General features: G+C 69.8%; 12 protein-coding genes. 6 read left to right on the top strand and 6 right to left on the bottom strand.

Going from position 1 to position 15,992, the window contains the following annotated elements:
- The first annotated feature begins 178 nt into the window (after nucleotides 1-178).
- The gene (gene mshC, locus VIR15_RS14065) at nucleotides 179-1,435 is read left to right on the top strand and encodes a cysteine--1-D-myo-inosityl 2-amino-2-deoxy-alpha-D-glucopyranoside ligase (RefSeq protein ID WP_331928682.1); all 1,257 of its coding nucleotides are present in this window, start codon (nucleotides 179-181) and stop codon (nucleotides 1,433-1,435) included.
- A 107-nt stretch (nucleotides 1,436-1,542) separates the two neighbouring features.
- On the opposite strand, the gene VIR15_RS14060 is transcribed toward mshC, so the two are convergent.
- The gene (locus VIR15_RS14060) at nucleotides 1,543-2,397 is read right to left on the bottom strand and encodes a PAC2 family protein (RefSeq protein WP_331928680.1); all 855 of its coding nucleotides are present in this window, start codon (nucleotides 2,395-2,397) and stop codon (nucleotides 1,543-1,545) included.
- 162 nt (nucleotides 2,398-2,559) lie between these two features.
- Here VIR15_RS14060 and metH point away from each other — a divergent pair, with 162 nt between their 5' ends.
- Together metH and VIR15_RS14050 are read left to right on the top strand one after the other, a co-directional pair.
- A complete protein-coding gene (gene metH, locus VIR15_RS14055) occupies nucleotides 2,560-6,348 on the top strand; it encodes a methionine synthase (protein ID WP_524538101.1) in 3,789 nt (1,262 codons plus the stop codon).
- Between the two features lie 4 nt (nucleotides 6,349-6,352).
- Nucleotides 6,353-7,057 carry an HAD family hydrolase gene (locus tag VIR15_RS14050; protein WP_331928678.1) on the top strand — a complete coding sequence of 235 codons (705 nt, stop codon included), beginning with the start codon at nucleotides 6,353-6,355 and terminating at the stop codon, nucleotides 7,055-7,057.
- Here the strand turns inward: VIR15_RS14050 and VIR15_RS14045 are convergent.
- The 4 genes from VIR15_RS14045 to VIR15_RS14030 all read right to left on the bottom strand — a co-directional run bounded on the left by VIR15_RS14045 (nucleotide 7,046) and on the right by VIR15_RS14030 (nucleotide 11,198).
- Nucleotides 7,046-7,609, bottom strand: coding sequence for an SRPBCC family protein (locus VIR15_RS14045; protein ID WP_331928676.1), 564 nt, complete (start codon nucleotides 7,607-7,609; stop codon nucleotides 7,046-7,048). The two genes, VIR15_RS14050 and VIR15_RS14045, sit on opposite strands and share 12 nt — an antisense overlap.
- Before the next feature lie 153 nt (nucleotides 7,610-7,762).
- The gene (locus VIR15_RS14040; protein WP_331928674.1) at nucleotides 7,763-8,437 is read right to left on the bottom strand and encodes a response regulator; all 675 of its coding nucleotides are present in this window, start codon (nucleotides 8,435-8,437) and stop codon (nucleotides 7,763-7,765) included.
- Nucleotides 8,434-9,786 carry a sensor histidine kinase gene (locus tag VIR15_RS14035; protein ID WP_331928672.1) on the bottom strand — a complete coding sequence of 451 codons (1,353 nt, stop codon included), beginning with the start codon at nucleotides 9,784-9,786 and terminating at the stop codon, nucleotides 8,434-8,436. Before VIR15_RS14035 ends, VIR15_RS14040 begins: the two co-directional genes overlap by 4 nt.
- A 62-nt stretch (nucleotides 9,787-9,848) precedes the next feature.
- On the bottom strand, nucleotides 9,849-11,198 hold the full coding sequence (locus tag VIR15_RS14030) for an aminotransferase-like domain-containing protein (protein ID WP_331928670.1): 1,350 nt from the start codon (nucleotides 11,196-11,198) through the stop codon (nucleotides 9,849-9,851).
- Nucleotides 11,199-11,257: 59 nt separating this feature from the next.
- Between VIR15_RS14030 and VIR15_RS14025 the strand changes: the two genes are divergently transcribed.
- On the top strand, nucleotides 11,258-12,769 hold the full coding sequence (locus VIR15_RS14025; protein ID WP_331928668.1) for a CoA-acylating methylmalonate-semialdehyde dehydrogenase: 1,512 nt from the start codon (nucleotides 11,258-11,260) through the stop codon (nucleotides 12,767-12,769).
- 15 nt (nucleotides 12,770-12,784) lie between these two features.
- On the top strand, nucleotides 12,785-14,173 hold the full coding sequence (locus VIR15_RS14020) for an aspartate aminotransferase family protein (RefSeq protein WP_414654965.1): 1,389 nt from the start codon (nucleotides 12,785-12,787) through the stop codon (nucleotides 14,171-14,173).
- A gap of 127 nt (nucleotides 14,174-14,300) precedes the next feature.
- On the opposite strand, the gene VIR15_RS14015 is transcribed toward VIR15_RS14020, so the two are convergent.
- Complete coding sequence (locus VIR15_RS14015) at nucleotides 14,301-15,140, bottom strand: RecB family exonuclease (protein ID WP_331928666.1); 840 nt, start codon at nucleotides 15,138-15,140, stop codon at nucleotides 14,301-14,303.
- A gap of 94 nt (nucleotides 15,141-15,234) precedes the next feature.
- Here VIR15_RS14015 and VIR15_RS14010 point away from each other — a divergent pair.
- Nucleotides 15,235-15,992, top strand: a 758-nt coding sequence (locus VIR15_RS14010) for a site-2 protease family protein (protein WP_331928664.1), incomplete at its 3' end; no start/stop codon positions are given.

Genomic DNA, 15,992 nt, shown 5'->3' with positions numbered 1-15,992 from the left:
CTCTTCACGCGCAGACTCTATCCGGCGCTGACGCGTGTCCCCTCGCCCGCCCAGATCACGTGAACTAGCCCGATCGAGTGGACAAGAATTGCGCGCAATTCTTGTTCACTCGATCAGGGTGGTTCACGTGATCTGGGCGGGCGAGGGGAGACGCGTCAGCGCCGGATAGAGTCTGCGCGTGAAGAGTTGGCCCGCAGCGTTCGTCCCCCAGGTTCCCGGTCGATCGCCTGACGTGCGAGTCAGGGACACGGTGACGGGCGAGCTTCTCCCCGCCGCCGTGGGGGAGTCCGCATCGGTCTATGTGTGCGGGATCACCCCGTACGACGCCACCCATCTGGGGCATGCGGCCACCTACGTGACCTTCGACCTGCTCGTTCGCGCCCTGCGCGACAGCGGGGTCGCCGTGCGCTACATCCAGAACATCACCGACATCGACGACCCGCTCCTCGACCGTGCCGAGCGGGACGGCATCGGATGGGAGGAGCTGGCGACCCGGGAGATCGACCTCTTCCGGGAGGACATGACCGCCCTCGCCGTCCTGCCTCCTGACGAGTACCTCGGAGCTGTCGAGAGCATCCCGACCTTCATCGAGCCGATCGAGAAGCTCCTCGCCTCTGGCGACGCCTACCTCGTGCCTGCCCCAGACGCATCCCACGCCGGGGCCCACGACGTCTACTTCGACGTCAGCCGCGACCCGAAGTTCGGCTCGGTCAGCCGGCTCGACGAGGCGGGCATGCTCGACCTCTTTGCCGAGCGAGGCGGCGACCCGGACCGCCCCGGCAAGCGCAACCGCCTCGACGCTCTCATGTGGCGGGCGCACCGAGAGGGGGAGCCGTCCTGGGACGGCGGCCAGCTCGGCCCCGGGCGGCCCGGCTGGCACATCGAGTGCGCGTGCATCGCCTGCAACCGCCTCGGGGTCCCCATCGATGTCCAGGGGGGCGGCACCGACCTCATCTTCCCGCACCACGAGATGAGCGCCGCGCATGCCCGGGCCTTCAGCGGCAAGCCGACGTTCGCCCGGGCCTATGTCCACCAGGGCATGGTCGGCCTCGACGGCGAGAAGATGAGCAAGAGCAAGGGCAACCTCGTCTTCGTGTCCGAGCTGCGGCGCCGTGGCGTCGACCCGATGGCGATCCGGCTGGCCCTGCTGGCCCGGCACCATGCCGAGGACTGGTTCTGGGAGGACCGCGACCTTGCGAGCGCGCAGGAGCGCCTCGCCACGTGGCGCGCCGCCGTCTCGGGCAACGGCGGCCCACCGGCGGAAGAGACGGTTGCTGAAATTCGCGCCGCCCTCGCCGACGACCTCGACAGCCCCCAGGCGCTCACCGCCGTCGACCGCTGGGCCAAGGAGTCTCTCACCCACGGCGGTGACGATCTCGGGGCTCCTGGCGTGCTGGCCCGGGCCCTCGACGCCCTCCTCGGTATCCGCCTCTGAGGATTCGGCGTCTTGTGGTCTGAGGGGGCGGGAGGAGCGGGAGGTGCGTTGGACGGGGAGTCAGCTCAGCGGCATACAGAATGAATGATCTTGCGTCACGGGGGAGCTCAGCGCCCGCTCTGGTCGTCGTCGCGCCCACGCAGGTAGCGCTCGAACTCACGCGCGATGGCATCGCCCGTGGCCTCCGGCAGCTGGGCAGTGTCCTGCGCCTCTTCCAGCGACTGGACGTACTCCGCAACCTCCTCGTCGGACTGCGCGAGCTCGTCCACGCCGCGCTCCCATGCCTGGGCGTTCTCCTCGAGGTCGCCGTGCGGGATCGTCACGCCGAGCAGGGACTCGATGCGCCGCAGGAGGCTGAGCGTCGCCTTGGGTGAGGGGGAGCCGCCGGCGTAGTGGGGCACCGCGGCCCACGCGGACACCGCCGGGACGCCCGCGTCGCTCGCGGTCGCGCTGAGCACCCCGACGATCCCGGTCGGCCCCTCGTAGCGGCTCGCCTCCACGTCGAAGCGGTGGATGGCCGCGTCGTCCTCGGCTGTTGCCGTGACCGGGATGGGGCGCGTGTGCGGAACGTCTGCGAGGAGCGCCCCGATCGTGATGATCGTGGTCACACCGAACTGCTGCGCGAGCTCGAGCAGCTCCATGGAGAAGGCACGCCACCGCATGGACGGCTCGATGCCCTGCACGAGCACGACATCACGGTCGAAGCCGGTCTCCGTTGCGACGAGGATGCGCGTCGTCGGCCAGGACAGCACCCGTCGACCGTCCTCCGTGCTGACGCGCGGGCGGTTCACCTGGAAGTCGTAGTAGTCCTCGGGGTCGAACGCTGCGACGAGCTCGGCGTCCCAGACGTCGGCGAGGTGCCGGACGATGGAACTGGCCGCCTCACCGGCGTCGTTCCAGCCCTCGAAGGCCGCGATGAGCACCGGGTCGACGAGCTCCGGGACGTCCTCGAACTCCAGCACGTGGCCTCCTCTCACTGGGTGGGCTGGCGCCCTCGATCTCACCCTATGCCGCGTCGGGCCCGCGTCACAGCGACCTCGCGGCGACCACACTTCGGCACGGCGCGAGCCACGGGGGCGCGGATCCCTAGAATTGGGCATCCTGCCATCCACGAGAGAAGAGCCGTGACCGACACCGAGCTCCGTCCAGACGCCACCGAGGTCCTCGCCGCGACCCTGCGCAAGCGGATCATGGTCCTCGACGGCGCCATGGGCACGGCGATCCAGCAGGAACGACCCGACGAGGCCGGCTATCGGGGGCAGCGGTTCGCCGACTGGCCGACCGATCTGCAGGGCAACAACGACCTGCTCACGCTGACCCAACCCGATCTCGTCGCCCGGATCCACAGGGGCTATCTCGACGCCGGCGCCGACATCATCGAGACGAACACGTTCAACGCGAACGGCATCTCGCTCGGCGACTACCAGATGAGCGACCTCGCCCACGAGCTGAACTTCGAGGCGGCCAGACTGGCCCGCCGCGAGGCCGACGCGATGACCGCTCGGACGCCCGACCGCCCCCGCTGGGTGGCCGGTGCCATGGGGCCGACCACCCGCACGGCCTCGATCTCCCCGGACGTCAACGACCCCGGTGCACGCAACGTCACCTTCGACCGGCTCGTCGCGGCCTATGCCGAAGCTGCCCGCGGCCTCGTCGAGGGCGGAGCCGACCTCCTGCTCATCGAGACGATCTTCGACACGCTCAACGCCAAGGCCGCGATCTTCGCCGTCGAGCGGACCTTCGAGGAGTTCGGCCGTCGCTGGCCGGTCATCGTCTCCGGCACGATCACGGACGCCTCGGGGCGCACGTTGTCCGGGCAGGTGACGGAGGCGTTCTGGAACTCCGTCCGGCACGTGCGTCCGCTCGCGGTCGGCCTCAACTGCGCTCTCGGCGCCAAGGAGCTCCGGCCCTATCTCAGTGAGATGGCCCGCGTCGCAGACTGTTTCGTCTCGTGCTATCCGAACGCCGGGCTGCCCAACGCCTTCGGTGAGTACGACGAGGTGCCGGAGGAGACCGCAGCCATCATCGGGGAGTTCGCCGCCTCGGGGTTGGTCAACCTCGTCGGGGGCTGCTGTGGCACCACGGCTGAGCACATCGCCGCCATCGCCAAGGCGGTCGACGGCAAGCCGCAGCGACAGGTGGTGCCCATCGCGCCCGCCATGCGGCTGGCGGGTCTCGAGCCGTTCACCATCACCGAGGAGAGCCTCTTCGTCAACGTCGGAGAGCGGACCAACATCACCGGGTCGGCCCGCTTCCGCACGTTGATCAAGGACGGCGACTACGACACCGCGCTCTCCGTCGCGGCCCAGCAGGTCGAGAACGGCGCCCAGGTCATCGACGTCAACATGGATGAGGGGATGATCGACGGGGTCGCGGCGATGGACCGTTTCCTCCGGCTCGTCGCGAGCGAGCCGGACATCAGCCGGGTGCCGGTCATGATCGACTCCTCGAAGTGGGAGGTCATCGAGGCGGGGCTCAAGTGCGTCCAGGGCAAGGGGATCGTCAACTCCATCTCGCTCAAGGAGGGGGAGGAGGCCTTCGTCGAGCACGCCCGGCTGGTGCGTACGTACGGCGCTGCCGCCGTCGTCATGGCCTTCGACGAGGACGGCCAGGCCGACAACCTGGAGCGCCGCACCCAGATCTGCGCTCGGGCCTACCGGATCCTCACCGAGGAGGTCGGCTTCCCCGCCGAGGACATCATCTTCGACCCCAACGTGTTCGCCGTCGCCACGGGCATCGAGGAGCACGCCTCCTACGGACGGGACTTCATCGAGGCGACGCGCTGGATCAAGCAGAACCTTCCGGGCGCCAAGGTGTCCGGCGGGATCTCCAACGTGTCCTTCTCGTTCCGGGGCAACAACCCCGTCCGAGAGGCGATCCACGCCGTTTTCCTCTACCACGCCATCGCGGCCGGCCTCGACATGGGCATCGTCAACGCAGGGGCGCTTGCCGTCTACGACGAGATCGACGAGGAGCTGCGAGACCGGATCGAGGACGTCGTGCTCAACCGTCGGGCGGACGCGGCGGAGCGGCTCCTCGAGATCGCCGAGCGGTACAACCGCGCGGCGGGGGTCGACGCCGTCGGAGAGGAGGAGTGGCGGTCGTTCCCGGTCCGCGACCGGATCACCCACTCGCTCGTCAAGGGCATGGACGGCCACATCGAGGAGGACACCGAGATCCTCCGCGCCGAGATCACGTCCGCCGGGGGGCGGCCCATCGAGGTCATCGAGGGTCCGCTGATGGACGGGATGAACGTCGTCGGCGACCTCTTCGGTGCGGGGAAGATGTTCCTGCCCCAAGTGGTCAAGAGCGCTCGTGTCATGAAGAAGGCGGTCGCCTACCTCATCCCGTTCATCGAGGAGGAGAAGGCGAAGAACCCCGAGCTCGCGAGGCAGAAAGACACCAACGGCACCATCGTCATGGCCACGGTCAAGGGGGACGTCCACGACATCGGCAAGAACATCGTCGGCGTCGTCCTCCAGTGCAACAACTACGAGGTCATCGACCTCGGCGTCATGGTGCCGGCCCAGAAGATCATCGAGGCAGCGAAGGAGCACGACGCCGACCTCGTCGGGCTGTCCGGCCTGATCACCCCCTCGCTCGACGAGATGGTCGGCTTCGCCGCGGAGCTGCAGCGCCAGGGCTTCGAGATCCCGCTCCTCATCGGCGGCGCGACGACCTCGCGGGCGCACACCGCCGTCAAGGTCGACCCGAAGTACGACGGGCCGGTGGTCTGGGTCAAGGACGCCTCCCGGTCGGTGCCGACCGCCGCCGCTCTGCTCAACGCGGACCAGCGGGCGCGGCTCATGGCCGACGTCAAGTCGGACTACGACGCGCTCCGGGCGCGTCACGCTGCCAAGCACGACCGGCCGCTGCTCACGCTCGAGCAGGCGCGGGCCAACGCGACGCCCATCTCCTGGGAGGGATACCACCCACCGCGCCCCCACCTCCTGCTGCAGCAGGAGAAGGACGTGTCTCCGATCGTCTGGCACCAGGGCAGGACGCAGCACGTCCGCGTCTATCGGCACCACCCGATCGAGGAGCTGCGGCGCTACATCGACTGGCAGCCCTTCTTCAACGCGTGGGAGCTCAAGGGATCCTTCCCCGACATCCTCAACAACCCAGCGAGTGGGCAGGCAGCCCGCAAGCTGTACGACGACGCCCAGGCCATGATCGACCGGGTCGTCAGCGAGGGCTGGCTCACCGCGAGCGCCGTCGTGGGCCTGTTCCCGGCCAACTCCGTCGGTGACGACATCGAGGTCTACCTCGACGAGCACCGGGAGACGCCCGTCGCCGTCCTGCACCACCTGCGCCAGCAGGGCGAGCACCGTCCGGGGATCCCCAACCGCAGCCTCTCCGACTTCGTCGCTCCGAGGACCAGCGGCCTGCGTGACTACGTCGGCGCCTTTGCGGTCACGGCCGGCCTGGGTGCCCAGGAGCGGGTGGCGGCATTCCGCAAGGACCTCGACGACTACAACGCGATCCTGCTCGAGTCGGTGGCCGACCGGCTCGCCGAGGCGTTCGCCGAGCGGATGCACGAGCGGGTCCGCAAGGAGCTGTGGGGTTACGCGCCGGACGAACACCTCGACAACGACGCCCTCATCAAGGAGCAGTACGACGGGATCCGGCCCGCACCGGGCTATCCGGCCTGCCCGGAACACACCGAGAAGGCGACGCTGTGGGAGCTGCTGGACGTCGAGGCGTACACCGGCATCCAGCTGACCGAGGGGATGGCCATGTGGCCGGGGGCGTCCGTCTCCGGCTGGTACTTCTCGCACCCTGAGTCGCAGTACTTCGTCGTCGGCAGGCTGGGGCGCGACCAGGTGGCCGACTATGCGGAGCGCAAGGGCTGGACGATCGCTGAGGCCGAGCGGTGGCTGTCCGCGAACCTCGCCTACGACCCCGAGGACTGACGTGGTGGCTCCTCTCGAGCAGACGGATGGGCTGCCCGCAGGCGTGCTCTGGGACATGGACGGCACGCTCGTCGACACCGAGCCCTACTGGATCGTGGCAGAGCACGAGCTCGTGGCAGCCCATGGGGGCGAGTGGAGCGATGCGCTCGCCCATCAGCTCGTGGGCAACGCGCTCGAGGTCTCCGCGCAGGTCATCATCGACCACTCCGGTATCCCGCTTGCCGTCCCGGAGGTCATCGACGCCCTGCTGCTGCGGGTCATCGAGCAGGTGCGCGGGCGGGTCCCCTGGCGGCCCGGCGCCCTCGAGCTGCTCCAGGAGCTGAACGAGTCAGGCGTGCCCAACGTGCTCGTCACCATGTCGTGGCGCAACCTGGCCAGCACCATCGTCGAGAGCCTCCCACCGGGCTCGTTCGCGCATGTCGTGACGGGCGACGAGGTGAGGCGGGGCAAGCCACATCCCGAGCCCTACCTGATGGCCGCCCGGCTGATCGGCGCTGACCCGGCCGCGTGCGTGGCCCTCGAGGACTCGCCGACAGGCGTCCGCTCGGCAACCGCGGCAGGCGTGCCAACGATCGCCATCCCGCACATCGTGCCCGTGCCGGCCATCTCCGGAGCGGTGCACGTGTCCACGCTGGAGGGCCTTCGGGCCCGGGATCTGCTGACCGTGGCGACGGGTAGGGGCGCCGTTCCAGCTGCCTCAGGCGAGTGAGGCCGTCCGTTCACTGAGTCTCTTCAGGTTCAGTAGCTGGCGGCGCATCATGACCAGGTCTCCCCATGCGAGCGCCACCTGACGCAGGCGCTCTGGCCCGTTGCGCGGGCGCGGCAGCATCAGGTCGCAGCGCAGCACGGTCCGGGTCCCGTCGGGAAGTGCGCGGTACAGGATGGTGAGCGGCCCGAAGGCGACCAGCGCCACGCGGGCGGTCAGCTCCAGGGTGATGCTGCGATCCGGCTCGAACGAGGTCAGGGTGAAGATCTCCGCGAAGGTCTGACCGGGCTCGATCGGGTCGGTCCTGGTCATCGTCGGCGGGCTACGGCGGCCGCGGTTGTCGATGAGGTCATAGCTGTAGGGAGCCACCCGGAGCTGTCCGAGCCACCCGAAGACGACGGGCGGCTCGGCGCGGACCGGGACGGCCCGGGACAGGAGCACCTCGCGGCCAGGCCGGCCCGGTGGGGGAGGAGTCCCGCCCAGATGGCCCCACGTCCACGGGAGCCCGGGACTGCGCGGCAGGGGAGTGCTGGTGTGGCGGTGGGGCGTTGTCATGCACCGAGCGTCGCGCCGCGCCCCATGTGCGGGCATCGCCCGCAGGTCGCGCCCCGGTCAGTCTCGAGGTGGATCCTTGCCTCTTTGCCGTATGCCGCTGAGCCGGCTTGCCCTCCGCGCGCGCTCCCAGCCCCGCTCCGTCCCGAGCACTCATCAGGCTCCGGGACGGACCAGCCCCGACTCGTAGGCGAGGACGACGGCTTGCACCCGGTCCCTCAGCCCGAGCTTGCCGAGGAGGTGGCCCACGTGCGTCTTGACCGTGGCCTCGGAGAGGAACAGGCGCTTGGCGATCTCGGCGTTGGAGGCGCCCTTGGCCACCTCGAGGAAGACGTCCTGCTCGCGGGCGGTCAGCTGCTCGAGGACTCGCTGGGCCTCGCCGTCGTTCGTCGCCGGCGCCGCAACCAGGTGTGCGATGAGGCGACGGGTCGTGGGTGGCGACACCACGGCGTGTCCCGCGTGCACCACCCGGATGGCGTCGACGATCTCCTCGGCTCGGGCGTCCTTGAGCAGGAACCCGCTCGCGCCAGCGCGAATGGCGGCGAAGGCGTACTCGTCGAGATCGAACGTCGTGACCACGATGACCCTGGGCGCGTCCCGTCTCGACACGATCTGGCGAGTTGCCTCGATGCCATCCATCCGGGGCATCCGGACATCGACGAGGACGACGTCGAGCCGATGGCGCAGGCACAGCTCCACCAGCGCCGCCCCGTCCCCGACCTCTCCGATGAGGTCGAGGTCAGGCTGGCTCCCGACCACCATCGCAAGGGCCGACCGCATCAGCTCCTGGTCGTCGGCGATGGCGACGCGGATCCGGGCTGGCGTGCTCACTGGTGGCTTCCTTCGTGAGGTCGGTGGTCGTCGGGTCGGTGGTCATCAGGTTGTTGGGGATCGGGCACCGGGATCCAGGCCTCGACGAGGAACCCGCCAGGTCCGGACGGGTCAGGTCCGGCGCGCTCGAGGTGACCGCCGACGAGGGTGAGGCGCTCTCGCATCCCGAACAGGCCGCGGCCACTCACGCCTTCGGCGTCAGGTGCCTCGGCGGCGGCTCCGTCGTCCTCCACCCGGATCCGGAGGCCGCGCGGGCTCCAGTCCAACGCAACTCTGGCACTTGACCCGGAGGGAGCGTGCTTGACGACGTTGGTCAGTGCCTCCTGGACCACCCGGAAGGCGGCCAGGTCAGCCGTCCGCGGTAGCGAAACCGCCTCTCCGGTGACTTCCAGGTTGACGGGGGTGCCCGTGCGCCTCACGTCGTCGACGACCCGCTGGAGCTCGTCCAGACCGGGCTGCGGGGTGCGGCTGGCGTCATCGTCCTCGCGGAGCACGCCGAGGAGGGAGCGCATCTCGGTCAGGGCGAGTCTGCCCTGCTCTGCGATGGTCGAGAGCACCTCGGTCGCCCGGGCGGGCTCACTCGTGACAAGCATCCGCCCACCTTCGGCCTGGCCGACGACGACGGCGAGGGAATGGGCGACGACGTCGTGCATCTCACGGGCGATCCGGCGGCGCTCCGCGGCGCCGGCCCGCTCTGCCTCGTGCTCGAGGTCCTTGCGGGCCTGCTCGATGGTGGCCAGACGCTCCCGTTCGGCGCGCACGGCCCGCTCCTCGAGCGCGGCCACCCAGGCCAGCCTCGTGGCGCGGTAGCGGCCCAGCGCCCAAGCCGCCAGGAGCCCGGCTGCCACGGCCGCGGTGATGAAGAGCCGCCAGGCCGTCGCGCCCTCCCCGGGACTTGTCGCGTATCCGCCGGCGTTCCACAGTCTGGCGACGGTGATGATGCCGCCAACGAGGCCAATGGCCAGCGCGATGTGGGGCAGGGGTGGTGTGGTTCTCGAACTGACCGTGTAGAGCAACACGAAGAACACCAGCCCGCTGGGCAGCAGCAGCGCGGAGAACGGGCTGCCGACCTCAGCTGCGGAGGCGCCACCCAGGTCGGGAGCCAGCGCGAGCAGCAGCATCGCTGCCGAGGCGACGACGAAGGTCGCGACTGGCCAGCGCGACCGGCCGAGGACGGTGGTGTGCAGCACGACGAGACCCGCGATGACGATGATCCGCCAAGCGCCCGTCACGTCGGACGTCCCGACCGCCTCCAGACTCGTGGTGAGCAGGACCGCGGCGAGCACGACGGCCAACGCCACGTCTGCGAGCACGCCCATCGTGTGCAACGGCGTGCGGGCGCGTCTCACGGGGTCGATCGTAGGGGCTACGCCGCCTTGAGCTGCCTCCGCCTGGTCCTGCCTGGTCTCCCTCACCGGTGCTGGGCTGACCACGCGGAGGCGCCGGCCGCCTCGGCGATGGCGTCGGCCACATCGACCTGGGCGTCGGCGACCAACCCGGTCGTGACCCGGATGTGTGGACCACCCGCAGCCCCGTCAACGACGAAGGGGCCACCGGGGGCCACGGCGATGCCCTGGCTGGCGAGACGCAGGACGGCGGCTGACTCGTCCCTCACCGGCACCCAGATGTTGAGGCCGTCCGTGCCCGGCACGAGGATCCCGTGCTCGGCAAGGCGGTCGGCGACGAGAGCACGGCGACGGGCGTACTCGCCCCGCGCGTGTCTGACCTGGGCCTGCGATCCCGGGTCGGCCAGCAGGGCGACGAGAGCGCGTTGGAGCAGTCGACTCGTCCAGCCCTGGCCGAGGGCGCGCGCGTGCCGGATCGGAGCGAGCACCGACGCCGGCCCGCTCACGGCCGCGAGTCGCAGGTCCGGGCCGTAGGACTTGCTGAAGCTGCGGATGTGGAGCACCCGGTCGGGCAGCCACTCACCGAGGCTCAGGTCGCTGGAGGAGGCGATGTCCCCGGCCGAGTCGTCCTCGATGACGAGGACGGACGTCGGCGCGAGCAGCGAGGCGAGGCGCCTGGCCCGTGTGGGAGTGATCGAGACACCGGTCGGATTCTGGCCGCGTGGCTGGACCACGATGGCAACCGGCTTGCGTGACAGGCCTGCCGCGACGTCGTCGAGGACCGGCCCGCTGTCGTCCACCCCGACGGGTGACACGTCGACACCACGGTCCTCGAGCAGGTCGAGCAGGGGCGGGAAGCCGGGGTTCTCGACGAGGACCCGGTCGCCCGGCCGGAACAGCGTGCGCGTGATGAGATCCAGGGCATCCATCGCCCCGTCCACGACGAGCAGGTCATCGACCACGCACGGCCAGTTGGCCCGCAATGCGTCGCGGAGCTCTGGCAGCACGGGATCGTCCAAGTAGCTGCTCGGCGCAACCTCTCCGCCGACTTGCCCGGGCGGCAGGCGCAGGTCTGGGAGCAGTCTGGGGTCGGGCACGCCGGTCGACAGGTCGAGGCGGCTGCCGGGTTGATGACGCAGGGCGGTCGTGTAGCGCGCTCCACCCAACCTGTCGGGGGCGACTGTGGTGCCCCGTCGTCCGTCCGAGCGGATCGCGCCGGAACGGGCGAGAAGCTGCCACGCCGAGCTGACGGTGGTGGGCGAGACCATGAGCTCCTCGGCCACGCGCCGGATCGGCGGCAGCTGGTCACCAGGCGCCAACACCTCGTCGCGGATGGCACGCGACACCGCTTGTGCGAGCCCCTTCGCGGTGGGGGAGTCGAGCCGCGCCTCGAGCGCCGACAGCAGTTCACGCATGTTTGTAATGTAGCAATGCGACCTTTGTGTGGCTATCGGGTGGAACGTAGCCTCGTCTCATGACGAATACCTCTGCACCGACCACGTCCACCATTGAGCACTGGATCTCCGGCGCGCGGGTGCCTGGCTCATCGGGGCGCACGGCACCGGTCCACGACCCGGCCACGGGCCAGGTGACGTCACACGTCGCCCTCGCCTCGGCGGCCGAGGTCGACGCTGCGGTCAAGACCGCGGTCGCGGCCGCCGAGGAGTGGCGCTCGGCCTCGCTGTCCAGGCGAGCCGCCGTCCTGTTCAGCTTCCGTGAGCTGTTGCACGCGCGGACCGGCGAGCTGGCCGCCATCATCACCTCCGAGCACGGCAAGGTGCTCGCCGACGCAGCGGGCGAGATCGCCCGTGGGCTCGAGAACGTCGAGTTCGCGACGGGTGTGCCCCAGCTGCTCAAGGGCGGCTTCAGCGAGCAGGCCTCGGCCGGCGTGGACGTGTACAGCCTCCGCCAGCCGCTTGGCGTCGTCGCCGGCATCACGCCGTTCAACTTCCCGGCGATGGTGCCGCTCTGGATGTGCGCCAACGCCATTGCCTGCGGCAACGCCTTCGTCCTGAAGCCGAGCGAGAAGGACCCCTCCGCCTCACTGTTCATCGCCGAGCTGTGGAAGGAGGCCGGCCTGCCCGACGGTGTCTTCACCGTCATCCACGGTGACAAGGAGGCCGTCGACGCGCTCCTCGACCATGAGGACGTTGCGGCCATCAGCTTCGTCGGGTCGACGCCGATCGCCAAGTACATCTATGAGCGCGGCACAGCCAACGGCAAGCGGGTCCAGGCTCTCGGCGGGGCCAAGAACCACGCCCTCGTGCTACCCGACGCGGACCTCGACCTGGCGGCGGACGCCATCGTCTCGGCCGCCTATGGTGCGGCCGGTGAGCGATGCATGGCCCTGTCCGTCGCGGTGGCGGTCGGTGAGGTCGCCGACGGCCTCGTCTCCGCGATCCGGGACCGGCTGCCGTCGCTCACGGTCGGTGCAGGCAGCGAGCCCGGCACCGACATGGGGCCGCTCATCACCCGCGAGCACCGGGACAGGGTTGCCGGCTACATCGGCGCCGGCGCCGATGCCGGCGCGAAGGTTGTCGTCGACGGACGCGAGCAGGACGTGCCCCAGGACGGCTTCTTCCTCGGCATGACCCTCCTCGACGAGGTGACTCCGGAGATGACGGTGTACACCGATGAGATCTTCGGACCGGTCCTGTCGGTGGTGCGGGTATCGACCTTCGACGAGGGCCTGGCTCTGATCAACTCCAACCAGTACGCCAACGGCACGGCGATCTTCACGCGGGACGGGGGCGCCGCTCGCAAGTTCAAGAATGAGGTCGAGGTCGGCATGGTCGGCATCAACGTGCCCATTCCCGTGCCCGTCGCGTACTACTCCTTCGGCGGCTGGAAGGACTCCCTCTTCGGCGACACGCACATGTACGGGCCCGAGGGCATCAACTTCTACACGCGCGGCAAGGTCGTGACGGAGCGCTGGCCCGACCCGGCCACCTCGACCGTCGACCTCGGCTTCCCCCGCACCCGCTGAGAGACAGGCAGATTCATGACTGACACGCACACCACGGCACCGGGGTCGCTCTCCGAACGGCTGGACGGCATGAGCCGCGACGACGTCTACCGGCTCGACCGACAGCACGTCTTCCACTCGTGGTCGGCGCAGGGTCTCATCGAGCCCCTGCCGATCCAGCGGGCTCTGGGTTCGTACTTCTGGGACTACGAGGGCAGGCGCTATCTCGACTTCAGCTCGCAACTGGTCAACGTCAACATCGGATACCAGCACCCGAAGGTCGTGGCAGCGATCCAGGAGCAGGCGGCCCGCCTCACGACGATCCAGCCCGCCTTCGCCAACGACGCCCGGAGCGAGGCAGCCCGCCTCATCACCGAGGTCGCGCCTGAGGGGCTCGACTGCGTCTTCTTCACCAACGGCGGCGCCGAGGCGAACGAGAACGCCCTCCGCATGGCTCGCCTCCACACCGGACGGCACAAAGTGCTCGCGACCTACCGCAGCTACCACGGCGCCACCGCAGGCTCGATCACGCTGACAGGCGACCCGCGCCGTTGGCCGTCCGAGCCGGGCCAACCGGGGATCGTCCACTTCTGGGGTCCGTACACGTACCGCTCCGCGTTCCACTCCGAGAACGTGGAGCAGGAGCGCGACCGCGCCCTGGCCCACCTGCGCGACACGCTCATGGTGGAGGGGCCGCACACCGTCGCCGCGATCATCCTCGAGACGGTCGTCGGGACCAATGGCGTCCTCGTCCCGCCGGACGGCTATCTCGAGGGAGTGCGTGCCCTGTGCGACGAGCACGGCATCATGCTCATCGCTGATGAGGTCATGGCCGGTTTCGGGCGCTGCGGCGAGTGGTTCGCCGTCGACCACTGGGGCGTCCGGCCTGACCTGATCACCTTCGCCAAGGGGGTCAACTCCGGCTACGTGCCCCTGGGCGGCGTGGTGATCTCGGACGAGGTGGCCGCGTCATTCCAGGAGCGGGCCTACCCGGGCGGCCTGACCTACTCCGGCCACCCGCTCGCGTGTGCGTCCGCCGTGGCGTCGATCACCGCCTTCCACGAGGAGGGCATCATCGAGAACGCCCGTCGCCTCGGCGAGGACGTCATCGGGCCACGGCTTCGCGAGATCGCCGAGAAACACCCGAGTGTCGGCGACGTCCGTGGACTGGGCGTCTTCTGGGCCGTCGAGCTCGTCAAGGACCGTGCCACGCGTGAGCCGCTCGTCCCGTTCAATGCGTCGGGGGACGCCGCCAAGCCGATGGGGGCCTTTGCGGCAGCGTGCAAGGAGCGCGGGCTCTGGCCGTTCACCCACTTCAACCGGACGCACGTCGTCCCGCCGTGCACGACGACGCCGGAGGAGGCCGAGGAGGGTCTCGCGATCCTCGACGAAGCCCTCAACGTGGCCGACACCTTCACGTCCTGACCAACCACGACGAGGCCGTATGCCGCTGGGCTCACTCCCGAGCCCAGCGGCACTGCCGCGCCTACCGTCCTTCACGTCGACTGTGCACTCGCTCCCTCCGCCAAGTGGAGGGTGCAGAAGTTGCTGCCTAGTCGTCGATGACGGCCAGACCGCTGAGGGCCGGGTCGACGGCGCGGGTTGCCGCGTCGTCGGGCAGATCCGGGGGAGTGCCGCCCCACGCCGGGCAAAGGCTCCGGTGCTCACACCAGTCGCACAGCCGGCTCGGGCTCGGGCGCCAGTCGCCGAGCACGGCGGCTCGCTCGATCGCCGCCCACAACGCCTTGATCTTGCGCTCGACCCCGAGCAGGTCCTGCAGGTCGGGCTGGTACCGGACGATCTCCCCGTTGCCGAGATAGACGAGCTGGAGGAGATGGGGGATCTCGCCCCGGAGGCGCCACAGGACCAGCGCGTAGAACTTCATCTGGAACAGCGCCTTGCCCTCGAAGCGCTCCGAGGGCGATCGTCCCGTCTTGTAGTCGACGACCCGCATCGCACCGTTGGGGGCGACGTCGAGCCGGTCGACGTAGCCGCGCAGGATCAGCCCGTCGACCTCGGTCTCGACGTAGAGCTCGCGCTCGGCGGGCTCGAGACGGGTCGGGTCCTCGAGGCCGAACCAGGTCCGGAGCAGCGCTCCGGCACCGGAGAACCATTCGTCAGTCCGGCCGTCGTGCTCGGCCAGCAACTCGAGCATCTCCGGTTCCTCTGACGCGATCCGCTCCCACTCACGCGGGACCAGCGCAATCGCGGCCTCGAGCGTGCGCTCGGAGGTCGGCAGGTCGAAGAGCCGCTCGAGGACGGCGTGGACGAGCGTCCCGCGGGCCGTTGCTGGGGTCGGGGGCGAGGGCAGCTTGTCGATGACGCGGAAGCGGTAGAGCATCGGGCACGTCATGAAGTCCGAGGCTCGGCTCGGCGACAAAGCGGGGACCATGAGGCGACTGTATGACGTCGGTCGGACAGTGCCCCGCCGGATGCCCGCTGGATGCCTCCGCATGGCCCCGCCTGCCGCGCATAGGCTTCGCCTCATGACCTCACCTGCGCCGGACGAGTCACGACGCCACGGCTGGCGCATCGGCAGCATCGCCGGCACGCCGGTCTACATCGCCCGGTCCTGGCCGGTCATCGCCGTGGTCATCATCGCGGTGTTCGGTCCGGCGCTGGGGCGATCCGACCGAGGCCCGTCGTACGGCTACGTCGTGGCGGCCGGGTATGCGCTCCTGCTCCTCGTCTCAGTGCTCGTCCACGAGGCCGCACACGCCCTCGCCGCTCGGGCGCGAGGGCATTCCGTGGGACGCATCGTGGCCGACGTCTGGGGTGGCCACACCGTCTATGACGCGACCCGGTCAACGCCGGGAACCACCGCTCTCGTCGCCGTCGTCGGCCCGCTGTCCAACCTCGCCCTTGCTGCCGTGGCCTGGGTTCTCGAGGCCGGCGTCACCAACGAGACGGCCTCGACGCTGCTGCTCATCGTGGCGCGCGCCAACTTTCTCGTCGGCCTGTTCAACCTCCTCCCGGGCCTGCCTCTCGATGGTGGCCAGATCGTCAGTGCCCTCGTCTGGCGCCTGACCGGTCGCAAGGGGTCGGGGCTGGTCGCGGCTGGCTGGCTCGGCCGGATCATGGCGGCCGGCACGGTCCTGTGGTTCGTCGGGCGCCCGCTGCTCGAGGGCGCGAGCATCACGATGTTCGGAGTCGTCTGGCCGGTGGCCATCGCGTTCTTCCTGTGGCAGGGAGCCACCCAGGCGATCCGGGCCGGCGCGATCATCGATGCGACGGCCGGCCCCGT

It is taken from the genome of Intrasporangium sp. (assembly GCF_036566125.1).
In the GTDB taxonomy this organism is placed as follows: Bacteria; Actinomycetota; Actinomycetes; order Actinomycetales; family Dermatophilaceae; genus Intrasporangium.
Note: the sequence above shows the minus strand (reverse complement) of the source record. Positions and strands in the feature narration are given on the sequence as shown.

Coding starts and splice junctions, on each gene's coding strand:
- VIR15_RS14020 (WP_414654965.1), top strand. CDS start 12,785: ATGACTGACACGCACACCACGGCACCGGGGTCGCTCTCCGAACGGCTG.
- VIR15_RS14045 (WP_331928676.1), bottom strand. CDS start 7,609: ATGACAACGCCCCACCGCCACACCAGCACTCCCCTGCCGCGCAGTCCC.
- VIR15_RS14015 (WP_331928666.1), bottom strand. CDS start 15,140: ATGGTCCCCGCTTTGTCGCCGAGCCGAGCCTCGGACTTCATGACGTGC.
- VIR15_RS14025 (WP_331928668.1), top strand. CDS start 11,258: ATGACGAATACCTCTGCACCGACCACGTCCACCATTGAGCACTGGATC.
- VIR15_RS14030 (WP_331928670.1), bottom strand. CDS start 11,198: ATGCGTGAACTGCTGTCGGCGCTCGAGGCGCGGCTCGACTCCCCCACC.